Annotated in this window: 15 protein-coding genes and 1 tRNA gene; 8 read left to right on the top strand and 8 right to left on the bottom strand. The window is 52.7% G+C overall.

What is annotated here, in order from left to right; translation table 11 throughout:
- Nucleotides 1–97 precede the first annotated feature (97 nt).
- Nucleotides 98–340 (top strand): hypothetical protein, encoded by a 243-nt coding sequence (locus tag NAI64_RS00005; protein ID WP_269296594.1) that lies wholly within the window; start codon nt 98–100, stop codon nt 338–340.
- Nucleotides 341–351: 11 nt separating this feature from the next.
- Here the strand turns inward: NAI64_RS00005 and NAI64_RS00010 are convergent, their stop codons facing one another.
- A complete protein-coding gene (locus NAI64_RS00010) occupies nt 352–2,025 on the bottom strand; it encodes a formate--tetrahydrofolate ligase (protein ID WP_269296596.1) in 1,674 nt (557 codons plus the stop codon).
- 308 nt (nt 2,026–2,333) lie between these two features.
- On the opposite strand from NAI64_RS00010, the gene ffh reads away from it, so the two are divergent.
- Both ffh and NAI64_RS00020 read left to right on the top strand, forming a co-directional pair.
- Complete coding sequence (ffh, locus tag NAI64_RS00015) at nt 2,334–3,701, top strand: signal recognition particle protein (protein WP_269296598.1); 1,368 nt, start codon at nt 2,334–2,336, stop codon at nt 3,699–3,701.
- A gap of 194 nt (nt 3,702–3,895) precedes the next feature.
- Nucleotides 3,896–4,216, top strand: a complete 321-nt coding sequence (locus tag NAI64_RS00020; RefSeq protein WP_407946897.1) for an SWIB/MDM2 domain-containing protein — start codon at nt 3,896–3,898, stop codon at nt 4,214–4,216.
- A 221-nt stretch (nt 4,217–4,437) separates the two neighbouring features.
- Here the strand turns inward: NAI64_RS00020 and NAI64_RS00025 are convergent, their stop codons facing one another.
- Nucleotides 4,438–6,177 (bottom strand): proline--tRNA ligase, encoded by a 1,740-nt coding sequence (locus tag NAI64_RS00025; protein ID WP_269297948.1) that lies wholly within the window; start codon nt 6,175–6,177, stop codon nt 4,438–4,440.
- 196 nt (nt 6,178–6,373) lie between these two features.
- Between NAI64_RS00025 and NAI64_RS00030 the strand changes: the two genes are divergently transcribed.
- Nucleotides 6,374–6,991 carry an RNA pyrophosphohydrolase gene (locus tag NAI64_RS00030; RefSeq protein ID WP_269296602.1) on the top strand — a complete coding sequence of 206 codons (618 nt, stop codon included), beginning with the start codon at nt 6,374–6,376 and terminating at the stop codon, nt 6,989–6,991.
- A 37-nt stretch (nt 6,992–7,028) separates the two neighbouring features.
- Complete coding sequence (locus tag NAI64_RS00035) at nt 7,029–7,553, top strand: CNP1-like family protein (protein ID WP_269296604.1); 525 nt, start codon at nt 7,029–7,031, stop codon at nt 7,551–7,553.
- On the opposite strand, the gene proB is transcribed toward NAI64_RS00035, so the two are convergent.
- The 4 genes from proB to rplU all read right to left on the bottom strand — a co-directional run bounded on the left by proB (nt 7,550) and on the right by rplU (nt 10,534).
- Nucleotides 7,550–8,668: a glutamate 5-kinase gene (gene proB / locus NAI64_RS00040; protein WP_269296606.1), complete on the bottom strand. Its 1,119-nt coding sequence runs from the start codon at nt 8,666–8,668 to the stop codon at nt 7,550–7,552. The two genes, NAI64_RS00035 and proB, sit on opposite strands and share 4 nt — an antisense overlap.
- A gap of 21 nt (nt 8,669–8,689) precedes the next feature.
- On the bottom strand, nt 8,690–9,799 hold the full coding sequence (gene cgtA / locus NAI64_RS00045; protein WP_269296609.1) for an Obg family GTPase CgtA: 1,110 nt from the start codon (nt 9,797–9,799) through the stop codon (nt 8,690–8,692).
- Between the two features lie 93 nt (nt 9,800–9,892).
- Nucleotides 9,893–10,159 carry a 50S ribosomal protein L27 gene (gene rpmA / locus NAI64_RS00050; protein ID WP_269296611.1) on the bottom strand — a complete coding sequence of 89 codons (267 nt, stop codon included), beginning with the start codon at nt 10,157–10,159 and terminating at the stop codon, nt 9,893–9,895.
- 63 nt (nt 10,160–10,222) lie between these two features.
- Entirely contained in the window at nt 10,223–10,534 is a 312-nt protein-coding gene (rplU, locus tag NAI64_RS00055; RefSeq protein ID WP_269264976.1) for a 50S ribosomal protein L21, read from the bottom strand.
- Nucleotides 10,535–10,719: 185 nt separating this feature from the next.
- Here rplU and murJ point away from each other — a divergent pair, with 185 nt between their 5' ends.
- A complete protein-coding gene (gene murJ, locus NAI64_RS00060; protein ID WP_269296613.1) occupies nt 10,720–12,270 on the top strand; it encodes a murein biosynthesis integral membrane protein MurJ in 1,551 nt (516 codons plus the stop codon).
- 12 nt (nt 12,271–12,282) lie between these two features.
- On the opposite strand, the gene NAI64_RS00065 is transcribed toward murJ, so the two are convergent.
- Complete coding sequence (locus tag NAI64_RS00065) at nt 12,283–14,190, bottom strand: ATP-binding cassette domain-containing protein (RefSeq protein ID WP_269296614.1); 1,908 nt, start codon at nt 14,188–14,190, stop codon at nt 12,283–12,285.
- Between the two features lie 133 nt (nt 14,191–14,323).
- Here NAI64_RS00065 and NAI64_RS00070 point away from each other — a divergent pair.
- Nucleotides 14,324–14,398 (top strand) — tRNA-Arg (locus NAI64_RS00070).
- An 81-nt stretch (nt 14,399–14,479) separates the two neighbouring features.
- Here NAI64_RS00070 and NAI64_RS00075 read toward each other — a convergent pair.
- A complete protein-coding gene (locus NAI64_RS00075) occupies nt 14,480–15,589 on the bottom strand; it encodes an SEL1-like repeat protein (protein ID WP_269296616.1) in 1,110 nt (369 codons plus the stop codon).
- A 542-nt stretch (nt 15,590–16,131) separates the two neighbouring features.
- Between NAI64_RS00075 and oxc the strand changes: the two genes are divergently transcribed.
- Nucleotides 16,132–17,841, top strand: coding sequence for an oxalyl-CoA decarboxylase (gene oxc / locus NAI64_RS00080; protein ID WP_269296618.1), 1,710 nt, complete (start codon nt 16,132–16,134; stop codon nt 17,839–17,841).
- Nucleotides 17,842–17,844: the final 3 nt, after the last annotated feature.

Here is a 17,844-nt window from a genome sequence, read left to right on the forward strand (position 1 = left end):
CTTCGTCCTCGACTGACAGGCGATTTGCCGTTTCAGCATGATCGCATTACGGTATGACCTGTTTGTCGGACTGTTTTTATCAATTCCGTTTTTATGTATGTATGAAGTTCTCGTACATATGAGAAAAACCCATGCCCGTCACGATAGAACCTTGCCGGTAACAAAAGGTACTTTACGTTATCTGATAGATAACGCATTGCAGGGCGGTGTTGTCAGGCTCGAAGCAGATGCTGTGAGCCTGCCTTCTAATCATGAAATTCAAATAAAAAATGAATCCTGCGTTTATGACGCAGAATGGCTCATTTACCTTGTTGCCTCATCCGGCGACAAGACCGGATGAGGCGTCGAAAATCAGAATAATCCGACTATCCGTCCTTCAGCATCGATGTCGATCATGTTGGATGAAGGGACTTTCGGCAGACCCGGCATGGTCATGACATCGCCGCACAACATCACGATGAATTCGGCACCCGATGCCAGCTGGACTTCGCGGATATTGACGGAGTGGCCGGATGGCGCGCCGCGCAATGCAGGGTCGGTCGCAAAGGAATATTGTGTCTTGGCCACACAAATCGGATAGTTCTTGTATCCGTCTTCTTCCAGCTTGCGGATCTGTGCCTTGACCTTGCTGTCGGCGACGATATCACGTGCGCCATACAGTTTGGTTGCCAGTGTGGCCATCTTGTTCCACAGCGAATCCGTTTCGTCATAGACGAACTTGAAGTTGCTCGGTGTGGTTTCGATGACGTTGACGACGGTTTGTGCCAGTTCCTCTGCACCCTTTCCGCCTTCGCTCCAGTGTTTGGAAACGACGATCGGTGCACCACGGCTTGCCATTTTGTCCTTGAGCAGCTGGATTTCGGCATCGGTATCCAGCGTGAAGTGGTTGATGCAGATGACACATGGCAAACCGTAATGGTTGCGGATGTTGTTGACGTGACGTTCAAGGTGTGCAATACCCTTTTCAAGGGCAGCCAGATTTTCCTTGCCCAGGTCAGGCAGGTTGACGCCACCGTGATATTTCAGTGCGCGGATGGTGACGACGATAACTGCGCAATCCGGACGAAGTCCCGATTTGCGGCAGACGATATCGACGAATTTTTCAGCACCGAGATCAGCACCGAAACCGCTTTCGGTGACGACATAGTCAGCCAGTTTCAGTGCGGATTTGGTCGCGATGACCGAGTTGCTGCCGGTCGCGATGTTGGCGAACGGACCGCCATGGATAAATGCCAGATTGTTTTCCAGTGTCTGGACCATGTTGGGCTTGATGGCATCCTTGAGCAGTGCGGCCATGGCGCCATGTGCCTTGAGGTCGCTGGCGAAAATCGGTTTCAGGTCACGGGTATAGGCGACCACGATTTTGCCGAGGCGTTCTTTCAGATCCTGCAGACTGGTGGCCAGACAGAAGATAGCCATGACTTCGGAAGCGACGGCGATATTGAAACCGTCAGCACGCGGGAAACCGTTGGCAGGCCCACCCAGACCGACGGTGATGTTGCGCAGGGAACGGTCGTTCATGTCGATGACGCGTTTCCACACGATACGACGTGCATCAATGCCCAGCTCGTTGCCATGATGGATATGGTTGTCAATCAGTGCGGACAACAGGTTGTTTGCCATGGCAACGGCGCTGATGTCGCCGGTGAAATGGAGATTGATGTCTTCCATCGGGATGACTTGCGAGTAACCACCGCCGGCAGCGCCGCCTTTCATGCCGAATACCGGTCCCATGGACGGTTCGCGAAGACAGATAATGGCTTTTTTGCCGATGCGATTGAGTGCGTCGCCCAGGCCGATCGTGGTTGTGGTTTTGCCTTCACCGGCCGGAGTCGGATTGATGGCTGTGACCATGATCAGTTTGCCATCCGGTTTATCCTTCAGAGTGTCGAGGAAATCCAGTGAAATCTTGGCTTTGTAGTGACCGTAGGGTTCCAGGTATTCTTCCTCGATATCATAGCGTTGCGCAACTTGACTGATGCGAAGCATTTTCGCACTTTGAGCAATGGCAATATCTGATGTCATATTTGGGTCTCGCTTTCTCTGCAGGAAAAAAGGTTACACTAATTCAAAGTTAAAGGTCATTGTAGAATATACAAAGTACGGTTCGCAACTAAAAAAGCCTTCGGGAGACAGATATTGCCTGTTATCGATTTCAAATCGGAACGAAAATGGGGCAAATCGTTTCACGGTACGGATGTCAGAAGCGCTGCACGAGGAGGCTTGCCATTTTCCGTGGTTTGGGGGCTGTGTGGGAAATGCGATTACAATAAGAACGCAATGCTGTGACCCGAACGGGTCTTTTTCTGAAATTTACTTTTTACTGGATTGCTATGCTGGATAACCTGACTCAACGTCTGGCCAAAGTCGTCAAGACGATTCGTGGCGAGGCACGTTTAACGGAAGCCAATACAGCTGAAATGCTGAGGGAAGTAAGACTGGCGTTACTGGAGGCCGATGTCGCGTTGCCTGTCGTCAAGAATTTTATCGGCAAGGTGCGTGAAAAGGCGATGGGCAAGGAAGTGATGGATTCGCTTTCGCCGGGACAGGCATTGGTCGGTGTGGTTCAGCAGGAGCTGGCCAGTGTCATGGGAGCCGACCTGGGAGAAAAGGCTTCACAGCTCAATTTTGCCACGCAGCCACCGGCGATCATTCTCATGGCAGGTCTGCAAGGGGTCGGCAAAACCACGACGGTGGGCAAACTGGCCAGATATTTGCGTCAGGAAAAGAAAAAGAAGGTGTTGACGGTATCGACGGACGTGTACCGGCCTGCGGCGATCAAACAGCTTGAAACGGTTTCCGCGCAGAGCGGTGCCGATTTTTTCGGAACCGATGCGTCACAACAACCGGTTGCTATTGCGCAGGCGGCACTGGATTATGCCAAACGGCATTTTTACGATGTGCTGATCGTCGATACCGCGGGCCGTTTGGGAATCGACGAGGACATGATGCAGGAAATATCCGGTTTGCACCGTGCATTGTCGCCGATAGAAACGCTGTTCGTCGTGGATGCGATGCTGGGGCAGGATGCCATCAATGTCGCCCGGAGCTTTAACGATGCTTTGCCGTTGACGGGTATCGTACTGACCAAACTCGATGGTGATGCACGTGGCGGTGCGGCTTTGTCGGTACGGCATATCACAGGGAAACCGGTCAAGTTCGTCGGTGTTTCGGAAAAACTTGACGGACTGGAACCGTTCGATCCGGTCAGGATGGCGAACAGGATATTGGGTATGGGCGATATCCTGGCGCTGGTGGAAGAGGCACGCAAGAATGTCGATCTCAAGGCGGCTCAGGAACTGGAAAAGAAACTGAAGGTCGGTGGACGCTTCGACCTGAATGATTTCAAGGCTCAGCTTGAACAAATGAAAAACATGGGGGGGCTGTCCGGCATGCTGGACAAAATGCCTGCCCAGTTCCGGCAGGCTGCACAAGGCACCAATATGGAACAGGCCAACCGGCATGTCGGCAGAATGGCAGGTATCATCAATTCGATGACTCCGCAGGAGCGTGCGAAACCGGAACTGATCAAGGCATCGCGCAAACGGCGGATAGCGGCAGGTGCCGGCGTACAGGTTCAGGAAGTCAACCGCTTGCTTTCGCAGTTCGAACAAATGCAGTCGATGATGAAAAAAATGAGAAACGGCGGCATGATGAAGCTGATGCGTGGTCTGAAAGGAATGATGCCGGGTATGCGGTAAGGCTCGCGAAACGTCCTTGAAAATCAATGAATTTGTGCCAGACGTTTTTGAAAGGGGATGAGAAAAGCATATTAACCACACTTTATTCGTCCAGTGGGAAAAAATGCTTGCGTTTTACGAGATTTAGCACCTATATTTGTTCATGCAGTAAGTTACATAAATTCCCCTTCGTACTTTGTATATGAGGTATCGTTATGGCAACAAAAAAACCTGCAGCAAAATCTACCAAAACTTCCGCATCCATAAAGAACGAGCCGGCTAAACGTACACCCAACGCAGCTTTCATGAAACCGGTTACGCCGAGTGCCGTACTGGCGGCCGTGATCGGTGCGACGCCCATGCCGCGTACTGAAGTGACCAAGAAAATCTGGGACTATATCAAGCAAAACAACCTGCAAGACAAGAACAATCGCAGGATGATCAATGCAGATGACAAACTGAAACCTGTTTTCGGAGGAAAGGCACAGGTTTCGATGTTTGAAATGACCAAGCTGGTATCGGCACAGCTCAAATAAACGGAAACGCTTTGCAGCTGAAGTGCCTGACAGATACCGGCAAGGTCGGTGGTGTTGCTGTTTTCGTGCCAAAGCGTCGGCAGGGTGGGTTGTCTGCCACAATATGCGAGATCACCTCATGTGACCATAAAAAAACGCCAGATCATTCTGGCGTTTTTTTATGGCTTTCCGAATGGTCCGCTCCGGATATTTTGTGTGGAAAATCCGGCGCCCATTTCGTGTTATCGCTCACTTGCAAGTTTGTTGCGGATAAAGTCAGCCATACTGTCGGCGGCGACGGCAGTGGCCTGCTCGTCGCGTCGTCCCTGATATTCGAGTTCGCCCTTTTTGAGGCCACGTTCGCCGATGACGATACGATGCGGTATACCGATCAGTTCCCAATCCGAGAACATGACGCCCGGCCTTTCGCCACGGTCATCCAGAATGACATCGATACCCGATGCCTTCAGTGTTTCATACAGGTTGTCCGCCGTATTTCTGACACTCTCGCTGCGATCGTAACCTAACGGGCAGAGGACGACTTCGAACGGTGCGATGGATATCGGCCAAATGATGCCACGGTCGTCATTGTTTTGTTCGATGGCGGCGCCGACGATTCGGGTGACGCCGATACCGTAGCAACCCATTTGCATCAGTTGCGGCTTGCCGTTTTCATCGAGATAGGTGGCGTTCATGTCGTTGGAGTAACGCGTACCCAGCTGGAAAACGTGTCCGACTTCGATACCTCGCTGGATGGCCAGCGTACCTTTTCCGTCGGGAGACGGATCGCCTTCGACCACGTTGCGGAAGTCTGCGATGACGTCGGGTAACGGTACATCGCGCTCCCAGTTGACACCGGTATAGTGCATATCCTTTTCATTGGCGCCACAAATGAAGTCGCTCATGATAGTCACGGCATGGTCGGCGTAAAACGCGATGTCGGAGCGATCAGTCAGGCCGACCGGGCCAAGATAGCCGGAAGGGCAACCGAAATAATGCACGATTTCACTTTCGCTGGCGAAACGGAAATCACCGATATTTTTCTGGGTTTTGACTTCGTTGAGTTCGTGGTCGCCACGCATCAGAATGACGGCGAAATGGCCAGGTGCGTCTTCCGGGATTTCGGTACGGATGACAGCAATGACCTTCAGCGAGCTGGTCAATGGCTGTTTCAGGAAAGCGGTGACATCCTCGCAGGCTTTCTGTCCCGGAGTCGGTACTTTCTGCATTTCCCGGGTCGGTGCCGGACGGGTACCGGAAGGCGGCAGTGCGACGGCGGCTTCCATATTGGCCGCGTAATCCGATTCCAGGGAATAAACCAGCGCATCTTCACCCGTTTCGGCAATGACATGGAATTCATGGGAACCTGAACCGCCGATGGCGCCGTTATCCGCCGCAACCGGACGGAATTTCAAACCGAAACGGGTGAAAATGCGGATATAGGCATCGAACATGATCTGGTAGGATTTTTTCAATCCTTCGATGTCACGATCGAATGAATAGGCGTCTTTCATCGTAAATTCACGACCACGCATCAGACCGAAACGGGGCCGACGTTCGTCGCGGAACTTCGTCTGGATGTGATAGAAATTGACTGGCAGCTGGCGATAGGACTTGATCACGTTGCGGGCGATATCCGTAATCACTTCTTCGGAAGTCGGCTGAATGATGAAATCGCGATCATGACGATCCTTGATGCGCAGCAGTTCAGGACCGTATTTTTGCCAACGGCCGGTTTCCTGCCACAGCTCGGCGGGCTGTACAATCGGCATGAGCAATTCAACGGCACCGGAACGGTTCATTTCTTCACGGATGATATTCTCGATTTTGTGGATGACGCGAAGTCCCATCGGCATATAGGCATAAATGCCCGACCCCAGACGCCGGATCATCCCGGCCCTGACCATAAGTTTATGACTGATGATTTCCGCATCGGCGGGCGCTTCTTTCAGCGTCGAAATAAAAAATTGTGATGCACGCATGGCAGTGAATTCTTTTATGAACATAACAGGGTTATAATCCATATGATTCTAAAGGATTAGCTGGCAGATGCGTTCACAGTTTGCCCGAACGCCTGAAATAGATGGCGGTTTGTTGTAACTATCGTAAATTTTTCAGGTCGAAATGGCGGAAAGCGAACGGTGAAAAAGGCATTTTGCAAAGACTTTGAGGTGAAACATGTTGGACCGTGAAGGTTACCGCCCCAACGTCGGTATTATTTTGCTCAATACCAACAACGAGGTGTGGTGGGGAAAACGTGTCCGTGAGCAGTCGTGGCAGTTTCCGCAGGGCGGCATCAAATATGGTGAAACGCCGGAACAGGCCATGTATCGCGAATTGCAGGAAGAAACCGGTTTGCGGCAGGAACATGTCAAGGTAGTCGGAAGAACACGGAACTGGTTGCGTTATGAAGTCCCTGCCCATTTTATCCGGCGTGAAGTCAGGGGGCATTATCGTGGACAGAAGCAGATATGGTTCCTGCTGCGGATGCTTGGCAGGGATACCGACATCAATCTGCGATTGACCAATACCCCTGAATTCGATGCATGGCGCTGGCATAAATACTGGGTGCCGCTTGATGTCGTGATCGAATTCAAACGGGATGTCTATCTGAAGGCACTCCAGGAACTGTCGCGTTTTCTGAATCCTCCGCCGAAACCGGACAACCAGCAATATTTCAGACTCTATACGGGCGGTTTGCCTGCAGCGACCGGCAAGGGAAAAATGCCGGTTGAACGGAAAAAAACGGAAACGGCAGAATCGGACAGGATATCGGATGCGAAAAAAATGGCTTGATGTTTTTGCGGGCTGGATCAGATGGACGGGGGGGCTCATGTTGCTTCTTGTCTCGGTTCATGCTTCCGCAGAAATCATTTTCGGCGAATACAGTGATGACGAGGACGAAAAGCCACGGGAATACAAGGTATTGCCGGTGAATTTACCTGCTTTCCCGGATGAGGAGAAATTGCTGGAGTTTGAAATCGGACCGACACAGACCCAATCTTTTTTTATTGATCCGGCATCCGTGTCGGTCAGCCCCGATGAAATCCGTTATACGATGGTGACGAAAAGCAATGCGGGCGCGAAAAACGTCAGTTACGAAGGCGTCCGTTGCGGGACGTTCGAATTCAGGCGCTATGCCTACGGACATCGTAACAACAAGTGGGTCATGGCGAAAAACGAGGATTGGCGGCCGATCAATTTTTACGCGGCCAACCGCCCGCGTGCCGTACTGGTACAGGAGTTTTTCTGCGATGGAAAAGCGATTGCCGGTTCTGCCGAAGACATCATATTCCGAGTACGTTACAACCGTCCGATCAACCGGAACAATTACACCGGCAGTTCGTTCGAGTATTAAAATACCAGCAAGTTGTCCCGGTGAATCAGTTCCGGTGCACCTTCATATCCCAGGATGTCAGTGAAATCCGATGATTTGTGTCGAGAGATCAGTTGGGCTTCCGTACTCGAATAGTTCGTCAGGCCACGTGCGATTTCCTTGCCGGATTCGTCCAGGCAGGAAATGATTTCACCACGCCCGAATTCGCCGGTGATGCCGATGACGCCGATGGGCAGCAAGGACTTGCCTTCGTCACGGACTTTCTGTACAGCGCCGGCATCCAGTATCGCATTTCCCGCTGTCTGAAGGTGATCTGCGATCCACTGTTTGCGTGCCTGAAGGTGATTGTTTGGCGCGACCAGTTGCGAACCGATCATTTCGCCTTCAGCCAGACGCAGCAAAACGTCGTTTTCACGTCCCCATGCGATGACAGTATGAGCTCCGGAACTGGCGGCACGTTTCGCTGCCAGTACCTTGGTGAGCATGCCACCCCGTCCGATACCCGTTCCTGCGCCGCCAGCCATACTTTCCAGTTTCGGATCGCCGGCCTGTGCGTTTGAGACCAGTTCGGCATCGGGGTCCTTGCGCGGGTCGGCGGTGAACAGTCCCTTTTGGTCAGTCAGAATGATCAAGGCGTCTGCCTCGACCAGATTGGCTACCAGAGCGCCCAGCGTATCGTTATCGCCGAACTTGATTTCATCGGTGACGACGGTATCGTTTTCGTTGATGATCGGAATCACGCCGAAGCGCAACAGCGTAAGCAGCGTGGAACGTGCATTCAGGTAGCGTTCACGGTCGGCAAGGTCGGCGTGTGTGAGCAAAACCTGTGCGGTATGAAGACCATGTGTCTCGAAACTGGTCTGGTAGATTTGTACCAGCCCCATTTGTCCGACTGCGGCACAAGCCTGCAATTCATGAATATCCACCGGACGCTTGCTGAATCCCAGCTGCAACATACCCTCGGCAATCGCGCCGGAGCTGACCAGAATGATTTCCTTGCCCTGATGGCGCAGTCGTGCGATTTGTTCGGACCATTTTGCGATGGCGTCATGGTCAAGTCCGTGTCCGTCGTTGGTGACCAGTGAGGAACCGACTTTGATGATGAGGCGTTTTGCGTTTTGTATGACCGAGTTCATGTCAGTGGCCGGAGCTGTGGGTTATTCAACGGATTTGAAGCGGGGGTCGTCCGAGTCGATGGAATCGATATGGCGCGCTTCCTGGACAAGGGCGGTTTTCGCAGCCAGTTCGTCCATGCGGCGTTGCTGTTCGAAATGTCGGTAAATGGCTTCCATCAATTCATGACAGCCGGTTTTAGTATAAGCCGAAATTTCGAAAACGGGACCATCCCATTGCAGACGAGATACCAGATCGCGAACCTTTTCCGCACGTTCGTTTTCCGGAACCAGATCCAGCTTGTTCAAAACCAGCCATCTCGGTTTTCTGGCCAGTTCGGGATCGTATTTTTCCAGTTCCGCGATCAGCGCGCGCGCTTGCGCGACCGGATCTGCGGTTTCGTCAAAAGGCGACAGATCGATCAGGTGCAGCAACAACCGTGTGCGTTGCAAGTGTCTCAGGAACTGGTGCCCAAGACCGGCACCTTCGGCAGCGCCTTCGATCAGCCCCGGAATATCGGCGATAACGAAGCTTTTTTCATGACCGATACGGACGACGCCGAGATTGGGTTGCAATGTGGTGAAGGGATAATCGGCGATTTTCGGACGTGCGTTGGAAACGGCCGAAATCAGGGTCGATTTACCGGCATTTGGCATGCCAAGAAGACCGACGTCGGCCAGCACCTTCAGTTCAAGCTGAAGTTCAAGTCGTTCGCCCGGTTTTCCGTCTGTCTTTTGTCGTGGTGCGCGGTTCGTCGAACTTTTGAAATGGATATTGCCCCATCCACCTTCGCCGCCACGTGCCAGAAGCTGTTTTTGTCCGTGTTCGACAAGGTCTGCGATAACTTGTCCGGTTTCACGGTCGGTGATGATCGTGCCGACAGGCATGCGCAGGACGATATCGTCAGCGCCTTTGCCGTAACAGTCCGAACCACGACCGTTTTCGCCGTTTTTTGCGCGGAACATTTTGGTGTAGTGATAGTCGATCAGGGTGTTGACGTTATTGTCGGCAATCGCCCAGATGCTGCCTCCCTTGCCGCCGTCACCACCGTCCGGACCACCGAACGGTCTGAATTTCTCGCGATTGAACGAAGCAACACCGTTGCCTCCGTTTCCGGCGATTACCTCGATTTTTGCTTCGTCAATGAATTTCATGAACGTATCCGGTCAATATGAAAAGGCTCTGCCAGCGGCAGAGCCTTCTCCTGATTTGAAAAGGCTCGCATAACAAGCCCGATTGCATACGGTTTATGCCGTGGTGGCAGGAACGACCGTTGCAAAATGTTTTTTCGCTTCGCCTTTGACGACGAATTTGACGGTGCCGTCGACCAGTGCGAACAGGGTATGATCCTTGCCCATACCGACGTTTTCACCAGGGTGAATGGTCGTACCGCGCTGACGCATGATGATGCTGCCGGCATTGATGGCTTGTCCGCCGTAAACTTTCACGCCCAGCCGTTTCGATTCCGATTCACGACCGTTACGGGTGGTACCGCCGCCTTTTTTGTGTGCCATGTTAATACTCCAGAATGATTTGCCTTAAGACACGATTTTTTACGAACCTTGCCTGCAGGTGCTTTAAGCGTTGATCGAAACGATTTGCAGTTCAGTATAGTTCTGACGATGTCCCTGACGTTTCTGATAATGTTTACGCCGGCGCATCTTGAAAATCTTGACCTTTTTATGACGGCCCTGCGCCACAACCGTTGCCTGAACCTGAGCACCTTCGACCAGTGGGGTACCGAAACGAATGGACTCGCCTTCGCCTACGGCCAGAACCTGGTCAAGAGTGATTTCGGATCCAATGTCAGCCGGTATCTGTTCTACTTTATATTTTTTGCCTGCGACAACCTTGTACTGCTTGCCGCCGGTTTTTATGACCGCGTACATGGAAACTCCATCGAAAATTGAGTGTTGATAAAACCTGCATGAGCAGGGAAAACTGGAAAACGTCAAATTATACAGTGGGTTGCCCGCTGCGTCAAAGACTTGTCGCGTTTTTTGTGACGGACTGTTTCATCCCTGTCATCGTGCAACGTCATATTGTGCCGGGATGGGCGCTATAATGCCGCACCATGAATCTGCTAAAGACACTGCTGACCATCTCAGGCATGACCATGCTTTCTCGTATCACAGGGCTGGTACGCGAATTGCTGATCGCGCGGGCGTTTGGCGCATCCGGTTTTACCGATGCCTTTTTCGTCGCGTTCCGCATTCCCAATCTGTTGAGAAGATTGTTCGCTGAGGGTGCCTTCTCGCAGGCTTTCGTTCCCATTCTTGCAGAATACGTCAACCAGAAAGGCGAAAAACCGGCGCGTGAACTGGTGGACAAGGTGGCGACAGCGCTGGTGTGGATACTCGTTTTGGTCTGCGTTGCCGGAATCGTCGCCGCTCCCGTCGTGGTATATCTGATCGCTACCGGATTCGGGAACAACAGGGATGTTTTCGATTTGTCCGTACTGATGACCCGGATCATGTTCCCCTACATCCTGTTCATGTCGCTGGTTGCGCTGGCAGGCGGGGTACTCAATACCTGGCGTGAATTCCGTGTCCCGGCCTTTACGCCGGTACTGCTCAATGTATCGTTTATCGTCGCTTCGCTTTTTGTCGCTCCCTGTCTGGAACAGCCGGTGCTGGCGCTGGCGTTTGCCGTGTTTGTCGGCGGTCTGTTGCAACTGGGTATCCAGATACCGGCGCTTGTCAAAATCGGCATGTTGCCACGTATCTCCATCCATGTCGTTCGTGCTTTTCAGGATGCCGGCGTACGGCGGATTATCCGGCAGATGATTCCGGCGATATTCGCCGTATCGGTGGCACAGATCAGCCTGATGATCAATACCAATATCGCATCGCGGCTGGCGCATGGCAGCGTCTCGTGGATATCTTACGCGGACCGGTTGATGGAATTTCCCAATGCCTTGCTTGGTGTTGCGTTGGGGACGATTCTGTTGCCCAGCTTGTCCAGGGCCAACGCCAATAATGATGAAAAGGAATATTCATCGTTGCTGGACTGGGGCTTGCGTCTCACTTTCCTGCTGGCATTGCCGGCATCGGTCATGCTGATGACCTTGCCTGTTCCGTTTACGGCGACACTGTTTCATTACGGCAAGTTCAGTGCGCATGATGTGGTGATGACTTCCCATGCGCTGATTGCCTATGGCGTGGGGCTGATCGGGTTGATCGTGGTGCGCATTCTGGCGCCCGGATTTTATGCCAAGCAAGATATCAGGACGCCGGTCAAGATCGCGGTGCTGGTGCTGGTGCTGACACAGCTCATGAATCTGGTTTTCGTTCCCATCTATGACCATGCAGGTTTGGCCTTGTCCATCGGGATCGGCGCGTGCGGCAATGCGGCCATTCTGTATGTCATGTTGCGTCGCCGCGGGATATATCGGCCGCAGGCCGGCTGGCGGATGTTTTTCCTGAAAGTCGGTGTGGCACTTGTCTTGCTTGCCATTGCCTCGATGTGGGTCGCCAGCTGTTTCGACTGGATCGGTATGCAGGCACATCCGCTGTTGCGGGTGGGAGCCATGGCGCTGGTCATGATCGTATGCGGCATCGTGTATTTCGGCACGTTGTTCGCACTGGGTTTCCGGTTGCGGGACTTCAGACGTATTGCGTCATAAGCCGTTCGGCCATCATTCTTTCGTTTTTGATTCCAGTTCATCCCATCGGGTAATGCAGTTCATCAGTTCTTCCTCGATTTCGACAAAACGCTGGTTCAGACGAATACCTTCTGTGGAATCGCCCTTGTACAGGTTCGGGTCGTTCAGACGTGATGAAATCTGTGCCTGTTCGCTTTCCAGTGCGGCGATTCTGGATGGCAGCTCATCCAGTTCGCGTTGTTCCTTGTAACTCAGTTTCTTGCGCCGTGGCGTTCCGGCAGATTCCTTGCGTTGGGAAGGTGCCGCATCACGGGACACCTTTTTTTCGTTGACCGTTTCCTGTGGTGCGGGACGGGTGCGTTCCCAGTCGCTGTAACCACCGATATATTCACGCCACAAACCGTTCCCCTCGGCTGCGATCACCTGTGTGACGACATTGTCCAGAAAGGCACGGTCATGGCTGACCAGAAAGACAGTGCCATCGTAATCCTGAAGCAGTTCTTCAAGCAGTTCCAGCGTTTCGATATCCAGATCGTTGGTCGGTTCGTCCAGTACCAGTACATTGGCGGGGCGCGCGAAAAGACGTGCCAGCAGAAGTCGGTTTCTTTCGCCGCCCGACAGAGATTTGACAGGGGAGCGGGCGCGTTCCGGAGTGAACAGGAAATCGGAGAGATAACTCATGACATGTTTTTTCTGGCCTCCGATTTCCACCCACTCGCTGCCCGGCGAGATGGTATCCGCCAGGCTGGCGTTGTCGTCGAGTTGTGCGCGCATCTGGTCGAAATAAGCAATTTGCAATCGTGTCCCCAGGCGGATATTGCCGCTGTCCGGTGCCAGTTCGCCCAAAATGAGTTTCAGCATGGTCGTCTTGCCCGCGCCGTTCGGGCCGATCAGGCCGATCTTGTCTCCACGCAGGATGATATCCGAAAAAGAACGGATGACTGTCTTGTCGCCGAAAGACTTGGAAACATCCGTCAATTCCGCGACCAGTTTCCCGGAACGTTCTCCGGATGAAACGTCCATGCGAACCAGTCCCTGCCGTTCCCGTCTCGCGGCACGGGTGGCACGGAGTGCCTCAAGCCGTCTGACACGGCCTTCGTTTCGGGTGCGTCGTGCCTCGATGCCTTTCCGTATCCAGACTTCTTCCTGTGCCAGAAACTTGTCGAATTTCGCGTTTTCGACGGCTTCGTTGGCCAGCTGTTCGTTTTTGGCAGTGCGGTATGCGCTGAAATTGCCCGGGAAAGAGAGCAGCCGGCCGCGGTCGAGTTCGACGATACGGGTGGCGATATGATCCAGAAAACGCCGGTCATGCGTGATAAATACGATGCTTCCGCGAAATTCTTTCAGAATGTTTTCCAGCCAGATGATCGATTCGAAGTCCAGATGGTTGGTCGGCTCGTCCAGCATCAGGACGTCCGGCGCACTGATCAGCCCGTGTGCCAGCGCGACCCGTTTGTAAAGACCGCCCGACAAGGTGCCGATGCGCGCGTCTTTTTCCAGCGACAGACGTTCCAGCAAGGTTTCGACACGATTGTTGAGGTTCCATGCGTCGGCGCTGTCCAGACGCATTTGCAATTCATTGAGACGTTCGAGCAGCTGGCTGTCGTTTTTGTGACCGAGTTCTGCGGTCAGCTGTTCATACTCGTTCAGCCATGCCTGTATATCGTGCAGACCTGAAGCGACCGCCTCATAAACCGTCTGTTCTGCAGGAAAGACAGGCTCCTGTTCGACATAGGCGATTTTCAGGTTTTGCTGTACGGTCACCAGGCCGTCGTCGAGTTTCGCCTTACCGGCCAGTACCTGCAACAGCGATGATTTGCCGGTGCCGTTGCGACCGATCAGACCGACTTTTTCACCAGCTTCAAGTGAAAATTCGGCGTGATCGAGCATGGGGAAATGGCCGAAGGCCAGCTGCGCGTCAACAAGGGTAATGATTGCCATAATGAACCGAAAACGAAATACATTGCCAACAGGGCATCTATTGTAACGGCAAGTCCGGATGGATGCGTCATCTGCACTCGTACAGAAAGCTGGGATGCTGTACAATGGCGTCGCCCGACTCATCGCGGTGCGTCTCGCCGTAGCACAATGGATAGTGCACATGCCTCCTAAGCGTGGGATACAGGTTCGATCCCTGTCGGCGGGACCATATTTTCCCGCGGCTTTTCTGCGGCACAGTTTTTCGGAGCGGTGTCCCGGCTTCATGTCATTGCCATGAAAGGCCTGTGGACTATTTCAATATCTCGTCTATCGTCAGGGATGCGGCACGCGTACGATCGTCCGGCGACATGATTTTCTTCAGCTCGTTTTCCAGTCGTGCAGCGCTTTTGATATTCAGGGCGGCATGATGGGCCAGCGTGTAGGCATACGCATAGTTTTTGTCGGTTCCCTGACCTTTGGCGTACATCAGTCCCAGATTGGCGATGGCTTCCGGAATTCTCTTGCGGGCGGCCTGGTTAAACAGATCGAAGGCTTGACGGTCATTACGCGAAATGCCGTCACCGCGCATGTACATGATGCCAAGGGCATTTTGTGCCAGTGCGTTACCTTGTGTTGCGGCTTTGCGATACCAGAATGCAGCTTCTTTCTTGCTTTGCGGGATGCTTTCGCCATTGAAGTACATGTCGCCCAGACTGTATTGGGCTTCCGGTAAACCGTGTTCAGCGGCTGTCCGGAACAGCCCGAATGCTTTTTTGCTATCACGAACGACCCCTTCGCCACGTGCGTACATCATGCCCAGATTGTATTGTGCGCCCGCGTTTCCCTGTTTGGCTGCCTGCTCATACCAGTAAACGGCTTTTTTGTAATCCTGTGCGACACCTTTTCCCCAATCATACATGATGCCGAGTGCGTGCTGTGCATCCGCATTGCCTTGTTCGGCGGCCTGTCCGAATAGCTGTGCAGCACGCTGGTAATCCTGTGTGACGCCGTCACCATAACTGTACATGGCACCCAGGGCATATTGGGCAGCGGGGTGCTTTTGCATGGCAGCCTTGCGGTACCAGTATTCCGCTTTCCCGCGATCGGGCGCGACACCTCTGCCATGGTAATACAGTGTACCCAGTACGTATTGGGCATCCGCAGATCCTTTTTCTGCAGCCTTTGTGGCCCAGAAGGCCGCTTTTCCATCGTTTTGCGTGACACCTTTGCCGTAATAGTATGCAATTGCCAGAGAGAGTTGTGCGCGGGTGTCGCCGTTTTTGGCAAGGACGGACAGCGTGCTGACGGGTTTGTCGAGGATGCCGGATGACGGGAAAACAGTTTCTGCCGCCTGTACATGTGACCAGCCAAAGCAGGCGAAATATGCCACGATGATGGAAGAAAGCCCTTTTTTGAGCATACCTGTTCTCCTGCGGAAATTGTCTGAAATGAAAAAGCATACCAGTATTTTCGGAAAGATCGAATGTGCCGGTCATCTTCATGGAAAAACACGATGCATCGTACAGTACGGCAAGCGACAAAAGGAGGCGTGGATATGGTGGCTGAATGGTCTCATGTGTTTCAGCATGCCATGCGGAAAATCTTAGGCGAATTTTCTGTACGAGTCGGGATGACGTTTGTCTGTGGGGGATGTGGAGAGTCTTCCGAACGGTTCGGCTGAGAAGTGGCGCACCGTTTGTGAAAGGGGATTTTTTGACCGTTTTTTGTGCAATTTGTACCGGTATATCGAGGGGTGTTTTTTGAAGCTGAAAATCCGGAAAAATCATCCGAATTGATCTGGGTCAATAAATGAAAATTGATCTGGATCAATGATAGCGAATTGACCTGAGTCAGTCAGGGCAAATTGACCTAGGTCAACGGTCTTTTCAGGGGGAATGCGGCATACTCGGGAATGACGTTGAACAACGTTTATCAAAACCAACCGAAAGAAAGGTATTACTCATGAGTAACGAAGACAATGTAGAGTTGACTGATGGCTTTCATGTGCTGAAGGATGTGCTGAAAGTAAATGGCATTGATACCATGTATGGTGTTGTCGGCATTCCTATCACCAACCTGGCTCGTCTGTGGGAACAGGATGGTCAGAAGTTCTACAGCTTCCGCCACGAGCAACATGCTGGCTACGCTGCTTCCATCGCTGGTTACATCCAGGGCGACAAACCAGGTGTATGCTTGACCGTTTCCGCACCTGGCTTCCTGAATGGTTTGACGGCGTTGGCACACGCAACCACCAACTGCTTCCCGATGATTCTGATGAGCGGTTCCAGTGAACGTGAAATCGTTGACCTGATGCAGGGCGATTACGAAGAAATGGACCAGATGAACATCGCTCGTCCGCATTGCAAAGCTTCCTATCGTATCAACAGCATCAAGGACATTCCGATCGGTATCGCTCGTGCTATCCGTACCGCTGTATCCGGCCGTCCGGGTGGTGTTTATGTTGACCTGCCGGCTAAACTGTTCGGCCAGACCCTGCCGGTTGAAGAAGCTCAGAAACTGATCTTCAAACCGATCGATGTCGCTCCTGCACAGATTCCGGCTGCTGACGCAATCGCTCGTGCCGCTGAAGTCATCAAGAGCGCAAAACGTCCGGTTGTCATGCTGGGTAAAGGCGCTGCAATGGCCAAGGCTGAAGCAGAAGTCAAACAGTTCGTTGAACAGACCGGCATCCCGTTCCTGCCGATGGGTATGGCTAAAGGCCTGATGCCTGACAATCATCCGCAGTCTGCTGCTGCTACCCGTGCTTTCGCTCTGGCACAGTGTGACGTATGTATCCTGGTAGGTGCACGTCTGAACTGGCTGATGCAGCATGGTAAAGGCAAGACCTGGGGTAACGAACTGAAGAAATTCGTTCAGATCGATATCCAGGCTAACGAAATGGATTCCAACCAGCCGATCGCTGCTCCGGTTGTCGGTGACGTCAAGTCCTGCCTGGCTCTCCTGAATGAAGCTCTGAAGGGTGCTCCGAAGGCTCCGGCTGACTGGGTTGGCGCTCTGAAAGAAAAAGTTGATACCAACAAGGGCAAACTGGCTACCAAGATGGCAGCTCCTGTCGCTCCGACCGGTATGAACTACTCCAACTCCCTGGGTGTTCTGAAAGAATTCATGCTGGCTAACCCGAGCATCAACCTGGTTAACGAAGGTGCAAACGCTCTGGATAACACCCGTATGATCGTTGACATGCTCGAACCACGCCGTCGTCTGGACTCCGGTACCTGGGGCGTTATGGGTATCGGTATGGGCTACTGCGTTGGTGCCGCAAGCGTAACGGGCGACCCGGTTATCGCTGTTGAAGGTGACTCCGCATTCGGCTTCTCCGGTATGGAAGTTGAAACCATCTGCCGTTACAACCTGCCGGTTACCATCATCGTCATGAACAACGGTGGTATCTACAAGGGTAACGAAGCAGATCCGGGCAATGGTCTGGTATCCTGTACCCGTCTGGTTCGTGGTCGTTACGATCAGATGATGGAAGCTTTCGGCGGCAAGGGCTATCTGGTAGAAACCCCGGCTGAACTGAAGGCAGCTCTGGAAGAAGCAGTTGCTTCCAAGAAACCATGCCTGATCAACGCCATGATCGACCCAGACGCAGGTGTCGAATCCGGCCGTATCAAGAGCCTGAACATCGTAAGTAAAGTTGGCAAGAAATAATTA

Origin of the sequence: Oxalobacter paeniformigenes (genome assembly GCF_027158465.1) — a bacterium.
Lineage (GTDB): Bacteria > Pseudomonadota > Gammaproteobacteria > Burkholderiales > Burkholderiaceae_D > Oxalobacter > Oxalobacter paeniformigenes.

Bases quoted from the DNA above. Each gene is read 5' to 3' on its own strand.
- NAI64_RS00005 (WP_269296594.1), top strand. From the start codon at position 98: ATGTATGAAGTTCTCGTACATATGAGAAAAACCCATGCCCGTCACGAT.
- NAI64_RS00010 (WP_269296596.1), bottom strand. From the start codon at position 2,025: ATGACATCAGATATTGCCATTGCTCAAAGTGCGAAAATGCTTCGCATC.
- ffh (WP_269296598.1), top strand. From the start codon at position 2,334: ATGCTGGATAACCTGACTCAACGTCTGGCCAAAGTCGTCAAGACGATT.
- NAI64_RS00020 (WP_407946897.1), top strand. From the start codon at position 3,896: ATGGCAACAAAAAAACCTGCAGCAAAATCTACCAAAACTTCCGCATCC.
- NAI64_RS00025 (WP_269297948.1), bottom strand. From the start codon at position 6,177: ATGCGTGCATCACAATTTTTTATTTCGACGCTGAAAGAAGCGCCCGCC.
- NAI64_RS00030 (WP_269296602.1), top strand. From the start codon at position 6,374: ATGTTGGACCGTGAAGGTTACCGCCCCAACGTCGGTATTATTTTGCTC.
- NAI64_RS00035 (WP_269296604.1), top strand. From the start codon at position 7,029: ATGTTGCTTCTTGTCTCGGTTCATGCTTCCGCAGAAATCATTTTCGGC.
- proB (WP_269296606.1), bottom strand. From the start codon at position 8,668: ATGAACTCGGTCATACAAAACGCAAAACGCCTCATCATCAAAGTCGGT.
- cgtA (WP_269296609.1), bottom strand. From the start codon at position 9,799: ATGAAATTCATTGACGAAGCAAAAATCGAGGTAATCGCCGGAAACGGA.
- rpmA (WP_269296611.1), bottom strand. From the start codon at position 10,159: ATGGCACACAAAAAAGGCGGCGGTACCACCCGTAACGGTCGTGAATCG.
- rplU (WP_269264976.1), bottom strand. From the start codon at position 10,534: ATGTACGCGGTCATAAAAACCGGCGGCAAGCAGTACAAGGTTGTCGCA.
- murJ (WP_269296613.1), top strand. From the start codon at position 10,720: ATGAATCTGCTAAAGACACTGCTGACCATCTCAGGCATGACCATGCTT.
- NAI64_RS00065 (WP_269296614.1), bottom strand. From the start codon at position 14,190: ATGGCAATCATTACCCTTGTTGACGCGCAGCTGGCCTTCGGCCATTTC.
- NAI64_RS00075 (WP_269296616.1), bottom strand. From the start codon at position 15,589: ATGCTCAAAAAAGGGCTTTCTTCCATCATCGTGGCATATTTCGCCTGC.
- oxc (WP_269296618.1), top strand. From the start codon at position 16,132: ATGAGTAACGAAGACAATGTAGAGTTGACTGATGGCTTTCATGTGCTG.